This is a genomic window from Streptomyces sp. NPDC003248, from assembly GCF_055563235.1.
Genome location: NZ_JBVHDT010000013.1, coordinates 1 through 22,200, shown reverse-complemented (window position 1 = coordinate 22,200; position 22,200 = coordinate 1). Strand labels below are relative to the sequence as shown.

The window sequence follows — 22,200 nt, the reverse complement described above, 5'->3', positions numbered from 1 at the left end:
CGTCCCGTCGCGGGGCCGGAGTCCTCAGGGCTCCGGCCCCGCTTCCGTGTCCGGGAGCCGGAGGGCGGAACGGTCCGCCTCCGGTGCGCCCGAGCCGCTCCTCCGCCCGATGCGACGTCGGCAGAACTCCGTCGGCTTCGAGCGGGAACGGTCAGTAAACGACATCGCGGAGCGGAGAGAGTGTGAAGGCGGTGTGATGGCTCCAGGCATCGCGCGAAGTGAGGTGGACGATGGCCGACTTGGTGCAGGTGGAGCCGGCGGAACGACAACGGTGCGGCTGCCGCGTGCCCCTGCGGGAGGGCGGGGCCGAGGAACGGTTCCGGGGGCTGCTGGAGGCGGCACCGGACGCGATGGTCATCGTGGACGACTCGGGCGTCATCAGGCTCGTCAACGCCCAGACGGAGGCGCTGTTCGGCTACGGCCGCGAGGAACTGCTCGGCCGTCCGGTCGAGTTGCTGATGCCGCACCGTTTCCGCGGCCACCACACCGCCCACCGCGGCGGTTACGCGGCCAACCGGCAGGTCCGTCCCATGGGCGCCGGGCTCGCGCTGCACGGGCTGCGCAAGGACGGCACGGAGTTCCCCGTCGAGATCAGCCTGAGCCCGCTGGAGACCGCGGACGGCATGCTGGTGTCGGCGGCCGTCCGGGACGTCAGCGACCGCAAGGCGGCCGAGGCCCGCATCAACGAGCTGGCCGCGCTCGTGGAGTCCTCGCAGGACGCGATCCTCGCCCACACCCTCGACGGGCACATCACCTACTGGAACGCCGCCGCTCAGCGCCTGTACGGCCACACCGCCGAGGAGGCCATCGGCCGGCACGTCTCGCTGCTCGCCCCGCCGGAGCTGCGCGGCGAGGTCAGGGCGCTGCTGAAGCGGCTGCGACGGGGCCGGAAGGTGGAGCACTTCGAGGCGCTGCGGGTCACCCGCACCGGGACGCTGCTGGACGTGGACGTCACGCTGTGGCCGACGCGGGACACCCTCGGCACCGTCGTCGGGGCGTGCGCGATCGTGCGGGACATCAGCGACCGCAAGCGTGCGGAGGCCGAACTGACCGCCCTGTACGAGCAGCAGCGGCACATCGCGCTCACCCTCCAGCGCAGCCTGATGGGCACCCCGCCCGCACTGCCCGGCCTGGCCACCGCCAGCCGCTACCGGCCCGCCACCCAGGGCGCCGGCGTGGGCGGCGACTGGTTCGACCTGATCCCGCTGGGCGGCGACCGGGTGGGCGTGCTGATCGGTGACGTGATGGGCCGCGGCCTCGAAGCGGCCGCCGTGATGGGCCAGTTGCGCTCGGCCGCGCACGCCCTGGCCAAGACCGGGATGCAGCCGCGGCAGCTGATGGGGGCGCTCGACACCTGCGTCGCCGACCTCGACGTGCCCGATCAGCTCGTCACCTGCTGCTACCTGGTGATCGCCCCCGACACGGGCACGGTGACCCTTTGCTCGGCGGGCCACCTGCCGGTCCTGGTCGCCGGGCCCGGCGGCGTGCACGCGCTCGACGGCCCGGTCAACGCGCCCCTCGGCGTGGGCGGCGTGTCGTACGAGCAGTCCCGCGCGGAGATACCGCCGGGCTCCACCCTGGTGCTGTACACGGACGGTCTGATCGAGACGCCGGGCAGCGACATCGAGATGCGGCTCGGTGAACTCACCGCGCTCCTGACGGACCTGTTCGCCGGCACGCCCTGTCTGGAGGCGGCGGCGGACCAGCTGCTGGCGGGGCTGCTGCCGGACCCCGACAGCCACAACGACGACGTCACCCTGCTGCTCGCGCAGCTGCCCGTCGCCCCGCTCGCGGCCGTCACCGCCGAACTGCCCGCCGAACCGGCCTCCGTGCGGGAGGGCCGCGCCGTCCTGCACAAGGCGCTGACCTCGTGGAACTGCACGGACCGCGCCGACGACGCCCTCCTGCTGCTGTCGGAGACCCTGACCAACGCCGTGCAGCACGCCGAGGGGCCCATCTCCCTGCGCCTGCACCGCACGGCCACCGCCCTCACGGTCGAGGTCGGCGACCGCAGCCCGCACCTGCCCAGGCCGCGGCCGGCCGCACAGGACGAGGAGTCCGGGCGCGGACTGGTCCTGGTCGGTGCCCTCGCCGACGGCTGGGGCGTACGGCCGACCGACGGGGGCAAGACGACCTGGTTCACGCTGACGTGGTGACGCCGGGCACGGCTGCGCGGTCCGCTCCGCCCGGGTGCCATGGTCCGGATGGCTCGGGGGCAGCCGGTCAGCCGTCCCAGGTCCAGTCGGCGACCTCGGGCAGGTCGGTGCCGTGGACGCGGATCCAGTCGTGGTGGCGCAGCCGGGCGTCGTCCATGCGCTGGCGCAGGCCGGCGGCGCGCACCGCGAGGCCGGGGACGCGGTCGATCACGTCCATGACCAGGCGGTAGCGGTCCAGATCGTTGCGGACGACCATGTCGAAGGGGGTGGTGGTGGTCCCGATCTCCCGGTAGCCGCGGACGTGCAGGTTCCGGTGGCCGGTGCGGCGGTAGGCGAGCCGGTGGATCAGCCAGGGGTAGCCGTGGTAGGCGAAGACGACGGGCCGGTCGGTGGTGAACAGGCCGTCGTACTCGAAGTCGGTCAGCCCGTGCGGGTGGTCCTCGCGCGGCATCAGCCGCGCGATGTCGACCACGTTGACCACGCGCACCGCCAGCTCGGGCAGGTGGCGGCGGAGCAGCTGGGCGGCGGCCAGCACCTCCTGGGTCGGCACGTCACCGGCGCAGGCGAGGACGACGTCGGGCTCGCGGGTGCCGTCCTCCGTGCCGGCCCACTCCCAGACGCCGGCGCCGCGCGCGCAGTGGACGCGGGCTTGCTCCGGGGTGAGCCAGTCGAAGCAGGGCTGTTTCCCGGCCACGACGACGTTGACGTAGTCGTGGCTGCGCAGCACGTGGTCGGCCACGGACAGCAGGGTGTTGGTGTCCGGCGGCAGGTAGACGCGGACGACTTCCTGGCTCTTGTTGAGGACGTGGTCGATGAAGCCGGGGTCCTGGTGGGAGAAGCCGTTGTGGTCCTGGCGCCACACGTGCGAGGTGAGGAGGTAGTTGAGGGAGGCGACGGGGGCGCGCCAGGGCAGCCGGCGGGTGACGCGCAGCCACTTGACGTGCTGGTTGACCATCGAGTCGACGATGTGCACGAACGCCTCGTAGCAGGAGAAGAAGCCGTGCCGGCCGGTGAGGAGGTAGCCCTCCAGCCAGCCCTGGCAGGTGTGTTCGGAGAGGATCTCCATGACCCGGCCGTGCCGGTCGAGGCGTTCGTCGACCTGGAGGGTCTGCGCCTGCCAGGCCTTGCCGGAGGCGGCGTAGACGGCCTGGAGGCGGTTGGAGGAGGTCTCGTCGGGGCCGACGAGCCGGAAGTCGCGCCGGTCCTCGGTCGCCCGCATCACGTCCCGGAGCAGCTCGCCCAGGACACGGGTGGGTTCGTGCCGGGTCGCGCCGGGTTTGTCGACGGGCACGGCGTACGTCTCCGGGGCGGGCAGGGGCAGGGCGCGCAGCAGCAGTCCGCCGTTGGCGTGCGGGGTGGCGCCGAGCCTGCGGGAGCCCTCCGGGACGCAGGCCAGGACGTCCGGCCGGGGCGCGCCGTGCTCGTCGAACAGCTCCTGCGGGCGGTACGACCGCAGCCACCGCTCCAGGTGCCGCAGGTGCTCGGGGTTCTCGCGGACGCCGGCCAGCGGCACCTGGTGGGAGCGCCAGGTGCCCTCCACGGGCAGCCCGTCGACCTGCGCGGGGCCGGTCCAGCCCTTGGGGGTGCGCAGCACGATCACCGGCCAGCGGGGGCGGGCGGTGTGGCCTTCCTCGCGGGCGGCGCGCTGGATCGCGGCGATGCGGTCGAGGGCGGTGTCGAGGGCCTCGGCCAGCGCCCGGTGGACGGCGGCCGGGTCGTCCCCGGTGACGTGGACGGGGTCGTGGCCGTAGCCGCGCAGCAGGTCGTCGAGTTCCGGCTCCGGGACGCGGGCGAGCACGGTCGGATTGTCGATCTTGTAGCCGTTGAGGTGGAGGATCGGCAGGACGGCGCCGTCGTGGACGGGGTCGAGGAACTTGTTGGAGTGCCAGGAGGCGGCGAGGGGTCCCGTCTCCGCCTCTCCGTCGCCGATCACGCAGGCGACGAGCAGGCCGGGGTTGTCGAAGGCGGCGCCGTAGGCGTGCGAGAGCGCGTAGCCGAGTTCGCCGCCCTCGTGGATCGAGCCGGGTGTCTCCGGGGCGACGTGGCTGGGGATGCCGCCGGGGAAGGAGAACTGCCGGAACAGCCGGGCCATGCCGGCCGCGTCGCGGGTGACGTCGGGGTAGGTCTCGGTGTACGAGCCGTCCAGCCAGGAGTTGGCGACCACCGCGGGTCCGCCGTGGCCGGGGCCCCAGACGCACAGGGCGTCCAGGTCCCGGGTGCGGATGACCCGGTTGAGGTGGGTGTGCACGAGGTTGAGGCCGGGCGAGGTGCCCCAGTGGCCGAGCAGCCGCGGTTTGACGTGCTCCGGGCGCAGCGCTTCGGTGAGCAGGGGGTTGGCCATGAGGTAGATCTGGCCGACGGACAGGTAGTTCGCTGCGCGCCAGTGGGCGTCCAGGGTCCTCAGCTCGTCGTCGGTGAGGGGGGCGGGCGCCTGCCGGGTGTCGACGGACATCTGGGGGTCCCTTCCGGATCGGGGTGCGTGGCGGGAGTGGGTTCCGGTCCGTGCCTTCCCACCCTCTCCCGGCCGCCGGGTACCCGCCAGGGCCGGTCGGCCCATCCGGAGCAACCCCGGTGGACGGGTTCCCCCTCAGGAGCCGGTCCGGGGCCGGTCGAGCCGGTCGACGTGGGCCACGTTCGCCCGGTCCTCGGCGTCCTCGGCGGGCCGGCCGGTGAACCATGCGTCGAGGATCTCCTCGAGGAGCGGCTCGGAGGTGAGGCGCAGGCTGAGCGCGAGGACGTTGGCGTCGTTCCAGCGGCGGGCGCCGTCGGCCGTGTAGGCGTCGGTGCACAGGGCCGCGCGGACACCGGGCACCTTGTTCGCGGCGATCGAGGCGCCCGTGCCGGTCCAGCAGCAGACCACGGCCTGCTGCGAGGTTCCGTCGGCGACGTCCCGGGCCGCGGCGGCCGAGCAGACCGCCCACCGGGGGTCGGCGCCGGGGTGCAGCGCGCCGTGCGTCACGACGTCGTGCCCGCGGCGGCGCAGGGCGGCGACGAGGGCGCGGGCCACGGGTTCGTCCATGTCGGAGGAGACGGAGATCCGCATGGTACGGAGCCTACTGAGTGCGCGGTTTCCGACGCCACCGCGGTCCGGGGGCCCGGTCGGTGCCGGTTCGCGACACCACCGGCGGCCGAAGGCCCGGTCACCGGCGGTTCGCGGCACCGTCGCCGGCCGGGGCCCGGTTCAGTCGACGTAGGACTCCAGGGTGCCGCGGCGCCGGATGTCGAGCGTCGCGCAGTGGAACGAGCCGCCGAACGGCGCGTAGTGCAGCAGGTCGCACGGGATCGGCTCGAAGCCCCACCCTTCGAGCGCGCGCAGCATGCCGGTGTGGTGCCGCTCCGCGATCACCCGCTTCTCGTCGATCATGAGGACGTTCATGTTGAGCCATCTGCCGCACATCGAGGTGACCCGGAGCAGCGGGTCGGCGATCGGTTCGGGGTCGGGCGCGACCAGGACCTCCCACGACCGCAGGACCTCGGGGAGGCGGTCGACGTCGACGTACTCGGGGTTGACCAGCACCTTGCCGGGCGCGAGCGGGAGGAGGGTGGTGTCGATGTGCATGGGCGTGCGGCAGCGGCTGTGGATCTCGTGGACGCGGTAGCCGGGTCCGAGGTGCCGGCGCAGCCAGTCGATGCCCATGCGGTTGGTGACGTTGCTCCGGGTGACGAACAGATCGCGTCCGGCGCGCACGAAGTCCGCCGCGTCGAACACCGGCTCGAACTCGGTGAGGACGTAGCGCATCGGCTCGCCGGGGCCGGGGACGCGGAAGTCCGCGTCGAAGAGCTCGTCGGTCAGCTGCGGTCTGGGGGCGGCCGTCCAGCGTGCGCCGCGCCGGAAGTAGTCCTTGAGGAGCGCGCGGTAGGAGTGGGTCTCGAAGTACCGGCACGGCCAGGCCATCGGCGTCTCGATGATCTCGTCGCCGACGACCAGCAGGCTGTCGCGCGGGCAGGTGTTGCAGAAGCCCCGGGACGACCAGTCGGGGGTGCCGAAGCGCTGCCGGTGGTCGACCGCGTCGGGGCGCCGGACCGTGACGCCGAGGGACCGCAGCAGGGCGACGAACCCGTCCAGCTCGTCCCGCGCCCGGTCCACCAGTACGCGCGGGTACCGCAGGCCCGCGGCGAGCCCCTGCGCCCGTGCCGCCCAGGGCGGGATGTTGCAGGCGACGACCGGGTGCCGGGAGGGGATCGTCGCGCCGTCGAGCCGCCCGACGACGATCTCCTCCAGCGGGTCCCACTCGTTGTGCGAGTTCACCGGCGGGACGAGGGACTCCCCGGCGGGGCGGGACGCGGCGGTGTCGCCCGGGCGGCCGAGCCGTTCGTCGCGGTGCCCGGCGCCCAGGTCCGAGGTGGCCATCGTCGCCTCCCGTCGTCGGTCCGGGGGGTGCGGTCCGGGGGGCGCCCGCACCCGGCTTCCTGCTCCGATCATCGGTCCTGGCCACGCGTCCGGCGAGCCGGGCGGGGCCGTCCGGAAGAGGCCGGTCCGCCGGCGGGCCGGCGCGCCGTCACCGAGGCGACGGCGGGCGGGGCCGCCGGGCGGAGCGGCGCGCGTCACTTCTCCGGGGAGAAGAAGGTCACAGCCGCGCCCTCTGCTGCCCGTTCACCGATCTGCCCTAGCATCCGGGCATGACGGTCCTGCCTGACGACGGGCTCGCGCTGGCTGCCGAGTTCCCCGACGCGACGCATGAACAGTGGCAGCAGCTGGTGACGGGTGTCCTGCGCAGGTCGGGCCGGGACGTCACGGGCGACGCGGCCGAGGACGCCCTGGCCGGCGTGCTGGAGGACGGGCTCGGTGTCCGGCCCCTGTACACCGCGCGTGACACCGCGCCCGACCCGGGTCTGCCCGGCTTCGCGCCGTTCGTGCGCGGCGGACGGGCGGAGGGCAACACCGCCGGCGGCTGGGACGTGCGCCAGCGGCACACGGCGGTGGACGGCGGTGCGGTCCTGACCGACCTGGAGAACGGCGTCACCTCCCTGTGGCTGGTGCTCGGCGAGGGCGGCATCCCGGTGCCGGCGCTCGGCCGGGTGCTCGACGGCGTCCACCTCGACCTGGCGCCCGTCGTCCTGGACGCGGGCGCGGAGACCGGCCCGGCCGCGCGGGAGTTGTGGCGGCTGTACGAGGAGCGGGGGGTCGACGCGGACGCGGTGCGCGGCAGCCTGGGCGCCGACCCGCTGGGGCACGAGGCGCGCACCGGACGGCCGTACGACGTCCCGGCCGTGGCCGCGCTCGCGCGGGAGTGCGCCGAGCGGTACCCGCGGCTGCGGGCGCTGACCGTGGACGCGCTGCCGTACCACGAGGCCGGCGGTTCGGCCGCGCAGGAGCTGGGCTGCTCGCTGGCGACCGGCGTGGCGTATCTGCGCGAGCTGACCGGGGCGGGGCTGAGCGTCGAACAGGCCTGCGGGCAACTTGAGTTCCGGTACGCGGCCGGCGCCGACCAGTTCCTGACCATCGCCAAGCTGCGGGCCGCGCGCCGGCTGTGGGCGCGCGTCGCCGAGGTGTGCGGGGCACCGCGGGCGGGTGCCCAGCTCCAGCACGCGGTGACCTCGCCGGTGATGATGACGCGCCGGGACCCGTGGGTGAACATGCTGCGCACGACCATCGCCACCCTGGCGGCGGGTGCGGGCGGCGCGGACGCCGTCACCGTGCTGCCGTTCGACCACGCGCTCGGTCTGCCGGACGCGTTCGCGCGGCGCATCGCCCGCAACACCTCCACGATCCTCATCGAGGAGTCCCACCTCTCCCGGGTGATCGACCCGGCGGGCGGCTCCTGGTACGTGGAGCGGCTCACCGACGAACTGGCCCGGGCGGGCTGGGAGTTCTTCCGCACCCTGGAGCGGGCCGGCGGCCAGGCCGCCGCCCTGCGCTCCGGGCTGGTGCGCGAGCTCCTCGCCGAGACGTGGGCGGCGCGCGCCGCGAAGCTCGCCACCCGTCGGGAACCGGTCACCGGCGTCAGCGAGTTCCCGCACCTGGCCGAGAAGCCGCTGGTGCGCGAGCCCGCGCCCGAGCCGCCGTCCGGCGGTCTGCCGCGGGTCCGGCGCGACGAGGCGTTCGAGGCGCTGCGCGCGCGTTCCGACGCCCACCTGGCCGCCACCGGCGCCCGCCCGCGCGTGTACCTGGCGGCCCTCGGCCCGGCCTCCGCGCACACCGCGCGGCTCTCCTTCGCCGCGAACCTGTTCCAGGCGGGCGGCATCGAGCCCGTCACCGAGGGGGGCTTCGAGCACAGCGGGGCCGGTGAGGTCTGTCTGTGCTCCAGCGACGCGCTGTACGAGGAGCGGGCCGAGGCCGCCGCCCGGGAGCTGCGGGCGGCGGGCGCCGCGCACGTGTTCCTCGCGGGCCGTCCCGGACCGTACGAGGGAGTCGACACCTACGTCTTCGCGGGCTGTGACGCCGTCACCGTGCTCGCCGCCACGCTCGACCGCATGGGAGTGTCCTGATGTCCGTCTCCTCCGGCCCTTCCCGCATCCCCGACTTCTCCGGGATCGAGCTGGGCACCCCGGCCGCCGACGCCGGGCCCGACGAGTGGCGCACCGCCGTCAAGAAGGCGACCGACGGGAGGGACCTGCGCTTCGAGACCCCGGAGGGCATCGCGGTCAAGCCGCTGTACACCGGGCAGGACCTGGAGGGCCTGGACTTCCTCGGCACCTATCCGGGCATCGCCCCGTACCTGCGCGGCCCGTACCCGACGATGTACGTCAACCAGCCCTGGACGATCCGCCAGTACGCGGGCTTCTCCACGGCGGAGGAGTCCAACGCGTTCTACCGGCGCAACCTGGCGGCCGGGCAGAAGGGCCTGTCGGTCGCCTTCGACCTGCCCACGCACCGGGGGTACGACAGCGACCACCCGCGGGTGACCGGTGACGTCGGCATGGCGGGCGTGGCGATCGACTCGATCCTCGACATGCGGCAGCTCTTCGACGGCATCCCGCTGGACCGGATGACGGTGTCGATGACGATGAACGGCGCCGTGCTGCCGGTGCTCGCGCTGTACATCGTGGCGGCGGAGGAGCAGGGCGTGCCGCCGGAGAAGCTGGCCGGGACCATTCAGAACGACATCCTCAAGGAGTTCATGGTCCGCAACACCTACATCTACCCGCCGAAGCCGTCGATGCGGATCATCTCCGACATCTTCGCCTTCACCTCGCAGCGGATGCCCCGCTACAACTCCATCTCCATCTCCGGCTACCACATCCAGGAGGCGGGCGCGACGGCCGACCTGGAGCTGGCGTACACGCTGGCCGACGGCGTGGAGTACATCCGGGCGGGGCGGGAGGCGGGCCTGGACGTGGACGCGTTCGCGCCGCGGCTCTCTTTCTTCTGGGCGATCGGCATGAACTTCTTCATGGAGATCGCCAAGTTGCGCGCGGCCCGCCTGCTGTGGGCCAAGCTGGTCCGGCAGTTCGACCCGCGGAACGCCAAGTCGCTCTCGCTGCGCACCCATTCGCAGACCTCCGGCTGGTCACTGACCGCCCAGGACGTGTTCAACAACGTCACCCGCACGTGCGTGGAGGCGATGGCGGCGACCCAGGGCCACACCCAGTCGCTGCACACCAACGCCCTCGACGAGGCGCTGGCGCTGCCCACCGACTTCTCGGCGCGCATCGCCCGCAACACCCAGCTGCTGCTCCAGCAGGAGTCCGGCACGACACGGGCCATCGACCCGTGGGGCGGCAGCGCGTACGTCGAGAGGCTGACGTACGACCTCGCCCGCCGTGCCTGGCAGCACATCCAGGAGGTGGAGCAGGCGGGCGGCATGGCGCAGGCCATCGACGCCGGCATCCCCAAGCTGCGGGTGGAGGAGGCGGCGGCCCGCACCCAGGCCCGGATCGACTCCGGGCGGCAGCCGGTGATCGGCGTCAACAAGTACCGGGTGGAGAGCGACGAGCAGATCGAGGTGCTCAAGGTCGACAACTCCGCGGTGCGCGGCCGGCAGATCGACAAGCTGCGCCGGCTGCGCGAGGAGCGCGACGAGGGGGCCTGCCGGGACGCGCTGGAGGCGCTGACGCGGGCCGCGGGCGGCGACGGCAACCTGCTGGAACTGGCGGTGCGCGCGGCCCGCGCCAAGGCGACCGTCGGGGAGATCTCCGACGCCCTGGAGAAGGTGTACGGGCGGCACGCGAGCCGGATCCGTACCATTTCCGGGGTGTACCGCAACGAAGCAGGCGAGTCCCCTTCCGTGGACCGCACCCGCGCGCTGGTGAGGAGCTTCGAGGAGGCGGAGGGCCGCCGCCCGCGCATCCTGGTCGCCAAGATGGGCCAGGACGGCCACGACCGCGGCCAGAAGGTGATCGCCACGGCCTTCGCCGACCTCGGCTTCGACGTCGACGTCGGCCCGCTGTTCCAGACCCCGGCCGAGGTGGCCCGCCAGGCGGTCGAGGCGGACGTGCACATCGTCGGGGTCTCGTCGCTGGCCGCCGGGCACCTCACACTCGTGCCGGCGTTGCGGGAGGAGCTCGCCGGGGAGGGACGCGAGGACATCATGATCGTCGTGGGCGGGGTGATCCCGCCGCAGGACGTGCCGACGCTGCTGGAGATGGGCGCGACGGCCGTGTTCCCGCCCGGCACGGTGATCCCGGACGCGGCGTACGACCTGGTCGAGCGGCTGTCCGGCGAGCTCGGGCACGGCCAGTAGCGCCGATGGCAGCGATCGATCTCGACACCTATGTGAAGGGTGTGCTCGCCGGGAAGCGGGCCCTGGTGGCTCGCGCCATCACCCTCGTCGAGTCCACCCGGCCCCAGCACCGGGCGCTGGCGCAGGAGTTGCTCACCGAGCTGCTCCCGCACGGCGGCCGGGCGCGGCGGATCGGGGTGAGCGGGGTGCCCGGGGTGGGCAAGTCGACGTTCATCGACGCGTTCGGCACCCTGCTGACCTCGCTCGGGCACCGGGTGGCGGTGCTCGCCGTCGACCCGTCCTCCACCCGCACCGGGGGCTCGATCCTGGGCGACAAGACCCGGATGGAGCGGCTGGCGGTGGACCCGGCCGCCTTCGTGCGCCCCTCCCCCAGCGCGGGCACCCTGGGCGGGGTCGCCAAGGCCACCCGTGAGTCGATGGTGGTCATGGAGGCGGCGGGCTACGACGTGATCCTCGTGGAGACCGTCGGCGTCGGCCAGTCCGAGACCGCGGTCGCCGACATGGTCGACTCCTTCCTGCTGCTCACGCTGGCCCGCACCGGCGACCAGCTCCAGGGCATCAAGAAGGGCGTCCTGGAGCTGGCCGACGTGATCGCCGTGAACAAGGCGGACGGCCCGCACGAGCGCGACGCCCGGGCGGCGGCGCGGGAACTGGCGGGCGCGCTGCGGCTGATGCACGGCGGGGACGCGTTCTGGACCCCGCCGGTGCTCAGTTGCAGCGCCCGGGACGCGGTCGGGCTGGACACCGTCTGGGAACGGCTGGAACAGCATCGCTCGCTGCTCGACTCGACCGGCCGCCTCACCGCCAAGCGCCGGGACCAGCAGGTCGGCTGGACCTGGGCGATGGTCCGCGACGAGCTGCTGGGCCGGCTGCACGCCGACCCCGCGGTGCGCGCGGCCGCCCCCGTCCTGGAACGGCAGGTCAGGGACGGCGAGGTGACGGCCACGCTGGCCGCCGAGCGCATTCTGGCCGCGTTCCGGGGGGCCGACCGGCCCTCGTCGGGGTGAGGGCCGCCCGGCGCCGGAGCCCAGGAAGCGGGGCCCCGGAAGCTGGACCCAGGAAGCCGGGCCCCGGGACCCAGACCCCCGGAAGCCGGGCTCCGGGAAGCCGGGCTCCGGGAAGCGGTGTCCGCCGTGCGGCTCAGGTGGCGGTCGCGGCCGCCGCCGCGCGGCCCGCCGCGCGGCCGGAGAAGAGGCAGCCGCCCAGGAAGGTGCCTTCCAGGGAGCGGTAGCCGTGCACCCCGCCGCCGCCGAAGCCGGCGACCTCACCGGCCGCGTACAGTCCGGCGATCGGGTCGCCGGAGGCGTTCAGGACCCGTCCGGAGAGGTCGGTCTGGAGGCCGCCGAGGGTCTTGCGGGTGAGGATGTTGAGGCGTACGGCGATCAGCGGGCCGGCGTCCGGGTCGAGGATGCGGTGGGCGGAGGCCGTACGGCTGAGGGAGTCCCCCGGGTAGGCGAGGGCGTTGCGGATGCCCATCACCTGGACGTCCTTGGTGTACGGGTTGTCGATCTCGCGGTCACGGGCCTCGATCTGCCGCTTCAGCCCGTCGAGGTCGATCAGGTCGGTCCCGGTCAGCTCGTTCATCCCGGCGACCAGGTCGGGCAGGGTCGTGGCGACGACGAAGTCCTCGCCCTGCTCCTTGAACCGCTCGATCGGCTCGGGGGTCTGCCAGATGCGGGAGAGGAGCTTCCAGACGTTCTTCTCGGTGAGGTCGGGGTTCTGCTCGGAGCCGGAGAGCGCGAACTCCTTCGCGATGATCTTCTGGGTGGTGACGAACCAGGAGTAGTCGTATCCGGTGCCGGTGATCGACTTGAGGGTGTGGAGGGTGTCGTAGCCGGGGATGTCGGGGCTGTTGAAGCGCTTGCCCGTCGCGTCGAACCACATCGAGGACGGTCCGGGCAGGATGCGGATGCCGTGGCCCGGCCAGATCGGGGCGTAGTTGCGCAGGCCCTCGGTGTAGTGCCACATCCGGTCGGGGTTGACGATCCGGCCGCCCGCCTTCCCGGTGATGCCCAGCATGCGGCCGTCCACGTGGGCGGGCACGCCCGTGATCATGGACCGGGGCGGGGTGCCGAGCCGGGCGGGCCAGTTCTGCCGGATCAGGTCGTGGTCGGCGCCGATGCCTCCGGAGGTGACGATCACCACGGGGGCGCTCAGTTCGAACTCGCCGACCACGGTGCGGGAGCTGGCTTCGCCGCGCGCCGCGCCGCTGGGCTCCAGGACGGCGCCGTGCACACCGGTGACCGCGCCCCCGGTCGTCACGATGCCGTCGACCCGGTGCCGGAACCGGAAGCCCACCGTGCCGTCCGCGACCGCGGCCCGCACCTTCTTCTCGAACGGCTCGACCACCGCTGGTCCGGTGCCCCAGGTGACGTGGAAGCGCGGCACGGAGTTGCCGTGCCCGTCCGCGAGACCGCCGCCGCGCTCGGCCCAGCCGACGACCGGGAACCACTGCACCCCGAGTCCGGCCAGCCAGGACCGCTTCTCGCCCGCGGCGAAGTCGACGTACGCCTCGGCCCACCGGTAGGCCCAGTGGTCCTGGCCGGCGGGGTCGTCGACGCCGCGGTCGAAGCCGGCCGTGCCGAGCCAGTCCTGCCAGGCCAGGTCCTTGGAGTCCTTGATACCCATCAGCCGCTGCTCGGCGGAGTCCACGAAGAACAGCCCGCCGAAGGACCAGAACGCCTGCCCGCCCAGGTTGGTCTCGGGCTCCTGGTCGAGGAGCAGCACCTTCCGTCCGGCCGCGGCCAGTTCGGCCGTGGCGACCAGCCCGGCCAGCCCGTGGCCCACGACGATGGCGTCGGCCGACGCGGCGGTCGCGGCGAAGGCGGGGGCCGTCGCCTGGGCGAGCGCGGCGCCGGCGAGCACACCGCCCGCGGCGGTGAGGGCGTGGCGGCGGGTGATCCCCGCGGAGGACGCGGCGGGGCCGGGACGCGCTGCGGGCTCTTGTCTGTTCTCCATGACCTGCCTTCCGGAACGGGGCGGAGGGTGCGCGCGGTGCACCTCCCAGGGGCCTCGGGGGAGCCTGGGAGGTGCCCGGGAGAAAGGGGTTACCGGCGGTAGCGGTTACCGAAGGTAGCTCACGGTGTATCGGGGCGCCAGAGTGGTGCAGCAGAGCATCCGGCCGTCCTGCGGACCGCCGGTCGCGACGGGGCCGTGGCCGTCGGCGGGCGTGTCGATGTCGACGTCCTGCCGGAGGGGTGGAGGTCGATGTCCTGCCGGAGGGGCGGGCGTCGACGCCCTGTCGGCAGAGGGGGCGGCGCCCGGCCTGGCGGAGCGGTCTTGCGCCCGACCGGGTGCGGTGGGCGGGCGTCGTGCCGGACGGGGGCACGGGCGCGGCAGGCGGTGACCGGCGTTCGGCCGGGTCCGCGCGGTGGGCGGCCGTCCGGAGCCTGCCCGGTGGGCCGTTCGTCACGGTGTGCCGCTGGCCTCCACCACCAGGGCGAGCACGGCGTCGAGGCCGCCCTCGGCCAGGGCCCGGCGCTGGCGCTCCGCGCCGGTGCCCTGCCGCAGGAGGCGGTGTACGAGGGCGGTGACCTCGCGGGTGTCACCGGACGCGTCCAGTGCGGGACCGACGTGTTCCAGCAGCCCGGACACCACGTCTCCCGCCGGCCGGCGCCGGCCGGCGCGGTCGATCAGCTCGCCGCTCAGTCCGTGGCGGGCCGCCTGCCACATCGCCCCCTGCACCAGCTCGGGATGCTGGTCGACCACGGGACGCCCCTCCCACGCCTCGCACACGGCGGTGTCGACCAGCGCGCGCAGCAGACCGGCGAACATCACGGCGTCGTCGGCGCGCAGTTGGACGTCCATGCAGCGCACCTCGACCGTGGGGTAGCGCTCGGACAGCCGGGCCTGCCAGTACACCTGCCCGGCGTCCGCGATGACTCCGGTGGACAGCAGCCGCCGTATCCGCGCGTCGTAGTCCCCCTCGTCGGCGAAGTACGGCGGGACGCCGCTGACCGGCCAGCGGCCGAAGACGACGGTGCGCCAGCTGGCGAAGCCCGTGTCACGTCCGTCCCACAGCGGGGAGTTCGCCGCCATGGCGGTCAGCGTCGGGAGCCATCCCCGGATGCGGTTGAGCACCTCCACGCCCGCCTGCCGGCCGGGCACGGCGATGTGCACGTGCATGCCGTCGACCATCTGCTCCGCGACCAGTTGCGGCGCCTGCCGCTGCATGATCCGGTAGCGGGTCTTGCCGGTGACCGGGACGGGGCCGTCCTCCCGGAACAGCGGGGTGCCGCTGGCGATGATCCGGCAGCCGTGCGTCTCCGCGGAGCCGGCCACGGCGTGCCGCAGACGCAGCAAGTGCCCGCCGACCTCGTCCAGGCCGTGGCACACCGGCGTGGCCACCTCGATCTGCGCCTGCAACAGCTCCGGCTGGATCTCCCGCGCGGCGACGAACGGCTCCAGCCCGGCCGCGACCCGGACCTTCTCCGCGTGGGGCATCAGCCGGCCTGTGACCGGGTCGACCAGCAGGTACTCCTCCTCGACACCCACCGACGCCATCGCCGACCCTCCGTTCCCGCCGCGCGCCGCCCGGGCGGGGGCGGACACGCTCCGGGCCGGACACCCGCTGACGAGGGTGCCCGGCGTCTCCCCCGCTGCCTGAGGATGCGCCGTACGGCGGAGTCCCGCAACCGCACCCGTTCGGATCGGGCCGCGGGCCGGTCGGCGCGGGCGCCGCCGGAGTGAGGCCGCGCGCGAGCCCGCGCGAAAGGCCCGGGGAGGGCGGGGCGGGAGACGCCGGAAGACACGGCGGCAGACGCCGCGAGGCGGGGCCGGAAGACGCCGGGGGCGGGGCCGGAAGACGCCGGGGGGCGGGGCCGGAAGACGCCCAGGGGGCGGGCGGCCCGCGGGGGGGCGGGTCGGCCATCGCGTTTTCCCCCGACCCGTGCGGTTACCCGTGCGGTGGCGCGTCGGGCGGGCGCCGGGGATCAGCCCGGACGGACGGACCGAGACGAAGAGGCAGAACGCGGCAGCGGGAACGGAGTGCCCATGGCCAGCACGAAGGTGTCCGACTACATCCTCCAGCGGTTGCGCGAGTGGGACGTGGAGCATGTCTTCGCCTACGCCGGCGACGGCATCAACGGTCTGCTGGCGGCGTGGGGACGCGCCGGGAACAAGCCGAAGTTCGTGCAGGCGCGGCACGAGGAGATGGCCGCCTTCGAGGCCGTGGGGTACGCCAAGTTCTCCGGCAGGGTCGGTGTGTGCGCGGCCACGTCCGGGCCGGGCGCGATCCACCTGCTGAACGGTCTGTACGACGCCAAGCTCGACCACGTGCCGGTCGTGGCTCTGGTCGGTCAGACCAACCGCAGCGCCATGGGCGGCTCGTACCAGCAGGAAGTGGACCTCCAGAACCTGTTCAAGGACGTCGCCTCGGAGTTCTGCGAGACGGCGATGGTGCCCGAACAGCTGCCGAACCTGATCGACCGGGCGCTGCGCACCGCGTACGCCAAGCGCACCGTCACCGCGGTCATCCTCCCCGCCGACGTGCAGGAACTCGACTACAGCCCGCCCACCCACGCCTTCAAGATGGTGCCCTCCAGTCTCGGACTGGGGCGTTACGCGCCCGTGCCGGCCGACGAGGACGTCCAGCGGGCCGCCGACGTGCTGAACGCGGGTGAGAAGGTCGCCGTGCTGATCGGGCAGGGCGCGCGGGGTGCGCGCGCCGAGGTCGAACGGCTGGCGGACGTTCTCGGCGCAGGCGTGGCGAAGGCCCTGCTGGGCAAGGACGTCCTGCCCGACGACCTTCCCTACGTGACCGGTTCCATCGGTCTGCTCGGCACCCGCCCCTCCTACGAGCTGATGCGGGAGTGCGACACCCTGCTGATGATCGGCTCCAGCTTTCCGTACACGCAGTTCATGCCGGAACTGGACCAGGCGCGGGCGGTGCAGATCGACATCGACCCGCACATGATCGGCCTGCGCTACCCGTTCGAGGTGAACCTCGTCGGCGACGCCCGCGAGACGCTGCAACGGCTGCTGCCCCGCCTGCACCGCAAGGAGGACCGCGCCTGGCGGGAGAAGGTCGAGAAGAACGTCGTCCGCTGGTGGGAGGTGATGCAGCGGCGCGCCGCCGTGGACGCCGACCCCGTCAACCCCGAGTACGTGGTGCACGCCCTGGACGGCAGGCTGCCCGACGACGCCGTCATCGCCGCCGACTCCGGTTCCGCCGCCAACTGGTACGCCCGCCACCTGCGGCTGCGCGGCCGGATGCGGGGCTCGCTGTCCGGCACGCTGGCGACGATGGGGCCGGGGGTGCCGTACGCGATCGGCGCGAAGTTCGCCCACCCCGACCGGCCGGCGATCGCCCTCGTCGGCGACGGCGCCATGCAGATGAACGGCATGATGGAGCTGGTGACCGCCGCCAAGTACTGGCGTGAGTGGTCCGATCCGCGGCTGATCGTGGCGGTGCTGAACAACGGCGACCTCAACCAGGTCACCTGGGAGATGCGGGCCATGTCCGGCGCCCCGCAGTTCGAGGAGTCGCAGGCCATCCCGGACCTGCCGTACGCGGAGATCGCGCAGCGGATCGGCCTGGACGGCGTGCGGGTGGAGAAGCCCAAGCACGTGGAGGCCGCCTGGGACCGGGCGCTCGCCGCGGACCGGCCCTTCGTCATCGACTTCCGCACCGACCCGGCCGTCCCGCCGATCCCGCCGCACGCCTCCCTGGACCAGATCGAGGCGGCCGCCTCCGCGATCCTGCACGGCGACAGCGACCGCGGCTCCATGGTCAAGCAGGGCTTCAAGGCCAAGGTGCAGGAGATGCTGCCGGGCAGCCGGCACCGGGCCGACCGCCCCGGCGCGGGACGGCACGACAGCGGCGCCGAGCACACGTGAACCGGGCGGCGGCGGCCGCGGATCGGGACCATGCTGTTTGACGGCGTGCTCGCCCCCGAGGGCGGAACCGTCGCGCCGGGCGCCACCGGGGAGCCGGTGCACGGCCTCGCCCTCGACCGGACGGCCCACGGCCTCACCCTCGGCCGGACGGCCGCGGAGCGCTGCCGCACGGCATGAGCGCGGCACCGCCGCGCTGCGCCACCGCGCGATGGCCCCCGAGCCGGGCACGCGGTTGCCCCCGAGCCGGGCGGGTCCGAGTCCCCCGCGCGCCCCGTCACCGCAGCCGTGCGGTGCGCCCCGTCACCGCAGCCGTGCGGACCGGGAGCGGCGGCGCAGCCCTGCCAGGACGGCCGCCGCCGCACCGGCCAGTCCGACGACGCCCAGGGGCAGCAGGGCCCGGGGTCCCGGGGCGGACGGGCGTTCGGGGTCGGCGTCCCGTCCGTGGAGGGCGGCCGCCAGGACCTCCGCCAGGTGCAGCGGGGTGCGTCCGGTGCCGGCCTGCTCGACCTGGGTACGGCAGCTGAAGCCGTCGGCGAGGACCAGTGTCGCGTCGTCCGCCGCGCGCACGGCGGGCAGCAGCCCGGCCTCGGCGCAGGCCATGGAGACCTCGTAATGGCCCTTCTCGAAGCCGAAGTTGCCGGCCAGTCCGCAGCAGCCCGCGTCCAGCACGTCGGCGTCCACTCCGGCCCGCTCCAGCAGCTCGCGCTCCGCGTCGAAGCCCATGACGGCGTACTGGTGACAGTGGCGCTGCACCACCGCGCGCGCGTCGACGGCCGGGGGCCGCCAGTCGCCGGCGCGCTCGACGAGCAGTTCGGCGAGGGTGCGGGTCTGTTCCCGCAGGCGCCCCACGTCGGGGTCCGTCGGCAGCAGTTCGGCCGCGTCGGAACGGAAGACGGCGGTGCAGCTGGGTTCCAGTCCCACCACGGGGGTGCCCCGGCGCAGGTCCGCGCGCAGGACGTCGAGGGTGTGGCCCAACACCTTCTTGGCGACGCCGAGTTGCCCGGTGGAGATCCAGGTCAGTCCGCAGCACACCGCCGCGTCGGGCACCTTGACGCGGAAGCCCGCCGCTTCGAGGACCTCGACGGCGGCCCGGCCGACGGCGGGGTGGAAGTGGTCGGTGAAGGTGTCGGGCCAGACCACGACCTCGCCCCGCCGGCCGTCGCCGCGCGGCCCGCCCCGCTCACGCCACCAGTCGGTGAACCGCTGCTCGGCGAAGACGGGCACGTCCCGCTCCGGGGCCACGCCGCCGAGCGCCTTGGCCGCGCGGGCCACCCAGGGCACCGCCGTCAGTGCGTTGACGGTCCTGGGGGCGCGGGCGACGACCCGGGCCACCGCCGGCAGCCAGCCCATCGAGTAGTGCGCGAGGGGCCGCGGCCGGCCCTTGTAGTGGTGGTGCAGGAACTCGGCCTTGTAGGTGGCCATGTCGACGTCGACCGGGCAGTCGGTCTTGCAGCCCTTGCAGGCGAGGCAGAGGTCGAGCGCGTCGTGCACCGCGCGGGAACGCCAGCCGTCGGGGATCGGCGAGTCGTTGCGGACCATTTCGAACAGCAGGCGGGCCCGGCCCCGGGTGGAGTGCTCCTCCTCGCGGGTGGCCCGGTAGCTGGGGCACATCACCCCGCCCTCGGAGGAGCGGCACTTGCCCACGCCCACGCACCGGGCCGCGGCCCGGCTGAACCGGCCGTCGTCGTCCGGGAAGGAGAACGCGGTCTCCGGTTCCCAGGGCAGGTGGTCCACGCCCAGCCGCAGGTTCTCGTCCACGCGGTACGGGAGGACGACCTTGCCGGGGTTCATCCGGTTGCCGGGGTCGAACAGGCCCTTCAGCCGCTCGAACCCCTCGATCAGTTCCGCGCCGAACATCTTCTCCAGCAGCTCCCCCCGGGACTGGCCGTCCCCGTGTTCGCCGGACAGCGATCCGCCGTAGGACACGACCAGGTCGGCGGCCCTCTCCACGAAGGCGCGCATCCGGCCGACGCCGTCTTCCGACTCCAGGTCGAAGGGGATACGGGTGTGTACGCAGCCGTGGCCGAAGTGGCCGTACACGGACGGGTGTCCGTAGTCGAACTCCTCGTACAGTCGCTTGAGGTCACGCAGGTAGTCGCCGAGGCGGTCGACCGGGACCGCGGAGTCCTCCCAGCCCTCCCACGTGTCGGGGCTGCCGGGCACGTGCGCGGTGGCTCCCAGGCCGGACTCACGGACCAGCCACAGTTCGTGCACGTGCTGCTCGTCGTCGTACCACGTGTGGTCGACGTCGTCCGGCTCGGCATCGATCAGCGCCCGGGCCTTGGCCTCGACACCCTCACGCGTGTCCGAGGTGAACTGCACCATCAGGTAGGCCCGGCCGTCGGGCAGCTCCTTCAGCGCCTCCGGGTTGAGGTGCTTCTCCCGCTGGAAGTGGATCAGCTGGTGATCCACGCCCTCCAGGGCCGCCGGCTCGTGCTCCAGGACGGCCGGCACGTGGTCGGCCGCCTGGCAGATGTCCTCATAGCCGAGCACGACCAGGGCGGTGTGCTCCGGCACGGGCACCAGTTCCAGCTCCGCGCGCAGGACGGTCACCAGCGTGGATTCGGAACCGGTCAGGAGCCCGGCGACGTCGAAGCCGTGCTCGGGCAGCAGCGAGTCGAGGTTGTAGCCGGACACCCGCCGCGGAATGCCGGGAAAGCGCTCGCGCACCAGTCCGGCGTACCGGTCCCGCAGGGCCACCAGTCCGCGGTACAGCTCAGCCTCCCGCCCCCCGGCGGCGGTCAGCCGTTCCCGTTCGCCGTCACCGGTCCGTCCCACCCACATCCGCGCTCCGTCGTAGGTGAGCACCTCCAGGCGGTGGAGGTTGTCGGCGACCTTGCCGTAGGCCTGGGCGGTCGAGCCGCAGGAGTTGTTGCCGATCATGCCTCCGACGGTGCAGTTCGGATGGGTGGACGGCCGTGGACCGTACTGGAGGCCGTACGCGGCCAGCTGCCGGTTCAGGTCGTCCAGGACGATGCCCGGCTCGACCACGCAGCGCCGGTTCGCCGGGTCCACGGACAGCAGGCGGTTGCAGTACTTGCTCCAGTCGACGACCACCGCGGTGTTGCAGCACTCGCCGGCCAGGCTGGTGCCGCCGCCGCGGGAGAGCAGGGGCGCGCCGTGCTCCCGGCACACGGCCACCGCCTCCACGGCCGCCTCCACCGTCCGCGGGAGGACCACGCCGAGGGGGACCTGCCGGTAGTTGGAGCCGTCCGTCGAGTACGCCGCGCACGTCCCGGTGTCGAAGCGGACCTCGCCGTCGACGCGGGACCGCAGATCCCGTTCGAGCGCGTGCACGTCCACCTCGTCACCGGGTGCCGAGGGGCGGCGTACGACGGGCAGGGGCAGATCGACCGGGTCCATGAGCAACCTTCCTGGGCGCACGCGCTGCCCCGACCGTGTATCCCCGGCCGGACGGGGACAAACGGACGGTACGGCGTTCGGCCTACCGGGCCGACATCGCCGGCCACCGCGACCCGCACGGCGCACGGCGCGGTCTCGGGGGCGCGTTCAGGGCGCCGCGGCCTCGGAGGGTGCGTGCGAGGCGCCGCGGACTCAGGGGAGCGAGTGCAAGGCTCCCCGGTCTCAGGGGATCCCGTGCGGAACGGCGCGGTCTCAGGGGATCCCGTCACGGGCGCCCCGGTCTCAAGGGATGGCGTGCAGGGCGCCCCGGTGGAAGACGATCGACGTGGTGGCGGCCGTCCTGTCCAGGGCGGTGACCCGCGCCAGGGCGAAGTGGTGGTCGCCGAGCTTGCGTATCTCCTCGACCCGGCAGTCGAGCCAGGCCGCCACACCGGGCAACAGCGGGTTGCCCGAGGGGGACTTGCGCAGGGCCAGTCCGGCGAACTTGTCCGTGCCGCTCGACGCGAACCGTGCGCACAGCTCCTGTTGGCCGCCCGAGAGCACGTTGACGGTGAAGGTGGCCGATCTGCTCATCTCCGGCCAGCTGGAGGACCTCTCGTCGACGAAGATCCCGACCAGGGGAGGTTCCAGGGACACCGACACGAACGAGCCCACCGTCAGCCCCGCCGGTCCCGTCCTCGTCTGCGCCGTGACCACGGTGACGGCCGTCGGCACCTCGCGCAGCACACTGCGGAACAGGGCGGGGGCGACGGGCACGTCGACCGGAGCGGCGGACGAGGCCGGGCCCATCACCGGCCTCGCCAGCTGTGCGGGGCGCGGAAGCCGCCCTCGCGCTCCAGCCGGCGCCAGCGGGCCGTCACACGGCCTCGCCGGTCCGGTGCGGCGGTGGGCCGGGCGACGGCGCGCGCCAGCAGGACGGCCATGACGGCGGCGACCTCCTCGGGCCCGGCACGGCCCTTCTCGACACGGATGTCAGGGGTGGGCATACGACAGGCTCCTCGGCGTCACTGGGGCGGGTTGCCGTGCTTGCGGGAGGGCAGGTCGGCGTGTTTCGACTGGAGCATCGCCAGGGACCTGATGAGGATCTCGCGGGTCTCGGCGGGGTCGATGACGTCGTCGACCAGACCGCGTTCGGCCGCGTAGTAGGGGTGCATCAGCTCGGACTTGTACTCCTTGACCATGCGGGCCCGCATGGCCTCGGGGTCCTCGGCCCCGGCGAT

General features: G+C 73.7%; 15 protein-coding genes. 6 read left to right on the top strand and 9 right to left on the bottom strand.

The window, feature by feature from the left end; all coding sequences use genetic code 11:
• The first annotated feature begins 230 nt into the window (after window positions 1-230).
• A complete protein-coding gene (locus tag ACZ3KJ_RS26530; RefSeq protein WP_467530626.1) occupies window positions 231-2,156 on the top strand; it encodes a PAS domain S-box protein in 1,926 nt (641 codons plus the stop codon).
• 67 nt (window positions 2,157-2,223) lie between these two features.
• Here the strand turns inward: ACZ3KJ_RS26530 and ACZ3KJ_RS26525 are convergent, their stop codons facing one another.
• From ACZ3KJ_RS26525 to ACZ3KJ_RS26515, 3 genes are all read right to left on the bottom strand, one after another.
• Window positions 2,224-4,608 carry a phosphoketolase family protein gene (locus ACZ3KJ_RS26525; RefSeq protein WP_467530624.1) on the bottom strand — a complete coding sequence of 795 codons (2,385 nt, stop codon included), beginning with the start codon at window positions 4,606-4,608 and terminating at the stop codon, window positions 2,224-2,226.
• Between the two features lie 135 nt (window positions 4,609-4,743).
• The gene (locus tag ACZ3KJ_RS26520; protein ID WP_467530623.1) at window positions 4,744-5,199 is read right to left on the bottom strand and encodes an RpiB/LacA/LacB family sugar-phosphate isomerase; all 456 of its coding nucleotides are present in this window, start codon (window positions 5,197-5,199) and stop codon (window positions 4,744-4,746) included.
• A 138-nt stretch (window positions 5,200-5,337) separates the two neighbouring features.
• Window positions 5,338-6,507, bottom strand: coding sequence for an amidinotransferase (locus ACZ3KJ_RS26515; RefSeq protein ID WP_467530622.1), 1,170 nt, complete (start codon window positions 6,505-6,507; stop codon window positions 5,338-5,340).
• A gap of 269 nt (window positions 6,508-6,776) precedes the next feature.
• Between ACZ3KJ_RS26515 and ACZ3KJ_RS26510 the strand changes: the two genes are divergently transcribed.
• The 3 genes from ACZ3KJ_RS26510 to meaB are packed head-to-tail and all read left to right on the top strand — an operon-like array spanning window position 6,777 to window position 11,787.
• The gene (locus tag ACZ3KJ_RS26510) at window positions 6,777-8,585 is read left to right on the top strand and encodes a methylmalonyl-CoA mutase family protein (protein WP_467530621.1); all 1,809 of its coding nucleotides are present in this window, start codon (window positions 6,777-6,779) and stop codon (window positions 8,583-8,585) included.
• Window positions 8,585-10,780, top strand: a complete 2,196-nt coding sequence (scpA, locus tag ACZ3KJ_RS26505) for a methylmalonyl-CoA mutase (RefSeq protein ID WP_467530620.1) — start codon at window positions 8,585-8,587, stop codon at window positions 10,778-10,780. Before ACZ3KJ_RS26510 ends, scpA begins: the two co-directional genes overlap by 1 nt.
• A 5-nt stretch (window positions 10,781-10,785) precedes the next feature.
• Window positions 10,786-11,787: a methylmalonyl Co-A mutase-associated GTPase MeaB gene (gene meaB, locus ACZ3KJ_RS26500; RefSeq protein WP_467530618.1), complete on the top strand. Its 1,002-nt coding sequence runs from the start codon at window positions 10,786-10,788 to the stop codon at window positions 11,785-11,787.
• A gap of 133 nt (window positions 11,788-11,920) precedes the next feature.
• Here the strand turns inward: meaB and ACZ3KJ_RS26495 are convergent, their stop codons facing one another.
• Together ACZ3KJ_RS26495 and ACZ3KJ_RS26490 are read right to left on the bottom strand one after the other, a co-directional pair.
• Window positions 11,921-13,738 (bottom strand): FAD-binding dehydrogenase, encoded by a 1,818-nt coding sequence (locus tag ACZ3KJ_RS26495; RefSeq protein ID WP_467530617.1) that lies wholly within the window; start codon window positions 13,736-13,738, stop codon window positions 11,921-11,923.
• Between the two features lie 450 nt (window positions 13,739-14,188).
• Complete coding sequence (locus ACZ3KJ_RS26490) at window positions 14,189-15,283, bottom strand: carboxylate-amine ligase (protein ID WP_467530615.1); 1,095 nt, start codon at window positions 15,281-15,283, stop codon at window positions 14,189-14,191.
• A gap of 489 nt (window positions 15,284-15,772) precedes the next feature.
• Between ACZ3KJ_RS26490 and ACZ3KJ_RS26485 the strand changes: the two genes are divergently transcribed.
• Window positions 15,773-17,617, top strand: a complete 1,845-nt coding sequence (locus tag ACZ3KJ_RS26485) for a thiamine pyrophosphate-requiring protein (protein ID WP_467530613.1) — start codon at window positions 15,773-15,775, stop codon at window positions 17,615-17,617.
• Between the two features lie 30 nt (window positions 17,618-17,647).
• A complete protein-coding gene (locus ACZ3KJ_RS26480; protein ID WP_467530612.1) occupies window positions 17,648-17,794 on the top strand; it encodes a hypothetical protein in 147 nt (48 codons plus the stop codon).
• Window positions 17,795-17,917: 123 nt separating this feature from the next.
• Here the strand turns inward: ACZ3KJ_RS26480 and ACZ3KJ_RS26475 are convergent, their stop codons facing one another.
• The 4 genes from ACZ3KJ_RS26475 to ACZ3KJ_RS26460 all read right to left on the bottom strand — a co-directional run.
• The gene (locus ACZ3KJ_RS26475; protein WP_467530611.1) at window positions 17,918-20,980 is read right to left on the bottom strand and encodes an FAD-binding and (Fe-S)-binding domain-containing protein; all 3,063 of its coding nucleotides are present in this window, start codon (window positions 20,978-20,980) and stop codon (window positions 17,918-17,920) included.
• A 282-nt stretch (window positions 20,981-21,262) separates the two neighbouring features.
• A complete protein-coding gene (locus ACZ3KJ_RS26470; protein WP_467530610.1) occupies window positions 21,263-21,736 on the bottom strand; it encodes a flavin reductase family protein in 474 nt (157 codons plus the stop codon).
• A 32-nt stretch (window positions 21,737-21,768) separates the two neighbouring features.
• Window positions 21,769-21,966, bottom strand: a complete 198-nt coding sequence (locus tag ACZ3KJ_RS26465) for an acyl-CoA carboxylase subunit epsilon (protein WP_467530609.1) — start codon at window positions 21,964-21,966, stop codon at window positions 21,769-21,771.
• A gap of 18 nt (window positions 21,967-21,984) precedes the next feature.
• Window positions 21,985-22,200, bottom strand: a 216-nt coding sequence (locus ACZ3KJ_RS26460; protein WP_467530607.1) for a carboxyl transferase domain-containing protein, incomplete at its 5' end; no start/stop codon positions are given.

Coding starts and splice junctions, on each gene's coding strand:
- ACZ3KJ_RS26530 (WP_467530626.1), top strand. CDS start 231: ATGGCCGACTTGGTGCAGGTGGAGCCGGCGGAACGACAACGGTGCGGC.
- ACZ3KJ_RS26525 (WP_467530624.1), bottom strand. CDS start 4,608: ATGTCCGTCGACACCCGGCAGGCGCCCGCCCCCCTCACCGACGACGAG.
- ACZ3KJ_RS26520 (WP_467530623.1), bottom strand. CDS start 5,199: ATGCGGATCTCCGTCTCCTCCGACATGGACGAACCCGTGGCCCGCGCC.
- ACZ3KJ_RS26515 (WP_467530622.1), bottom strand. CDS start 6,507: ATGGCCACCTCGGACCTGGGCGCCGGGCACCGCGACGAACGGCTCGGC.
- ACZ3KJ_RS26510 (WP_467530621.1), top strand. CDS start 6,777: ATGACGGTCCTGCCTGACGACGGGCTCGCGCTGGCTGCCGAGTTCCCC.
- scpA (WP_467530620.1), top strand. CDS start 8,585: ATGTCCGTCTCCTCCGGCCCTTCCCGCATCCCCGACTTCTCCGGGATC.
- meaB (WP_467530618.1), top strand. CDS start 10,786: ATGGCAGCGATCGATCTCGACACCTATGTGAAGGGTGTGCTCGCCGGG.
- ACZ3KJ_RS26495 (WP_467530617.1), bottom strand. CDS start 13,738: ATGGAGAACAGACAAGAGCCCGCAGCGCGTCCCGGCCCCGCCGCGTCC.
- ACZ3KJ_RS26490 (WP_467530615.1), bottom strand. CDS start 15,283: ATGGCGTCGGTGGGTGTCGAGGAGGAGTACCTGCTGGTCGACCCGGTC.
- ACZ3KJ_RS26485 (WP_467530613.1), top strand. CDS start 15,773: ATGGCCAGCACGAAGGTGTCCGACTACATCCTCCAGCGGTTGCGCGAG.
- ACZ3KJ_RS26480 (WP_467530612.1), top strand. CDS start 17,648: ATGCTGTTTGACGGCGTGCTCGCCCCCGAGGGCGGAACCGTCGCGCCG.
- ACZ3KJ_RS26475 (WP_467530611.1), bottom strand. CDS start 20,980: ATGGACCCGGTCGATCTGCCCCTGCCCGTCGTACGCCGCCCCTCGGCA.
- ACZ3KJ_RS26465 (WP_467530609.1), bottom strand. CDS start 21,966: ATGCCCACCCCTGACATCCGTGTCGAGAAGGGCCGTGCCGGGCCCGAG.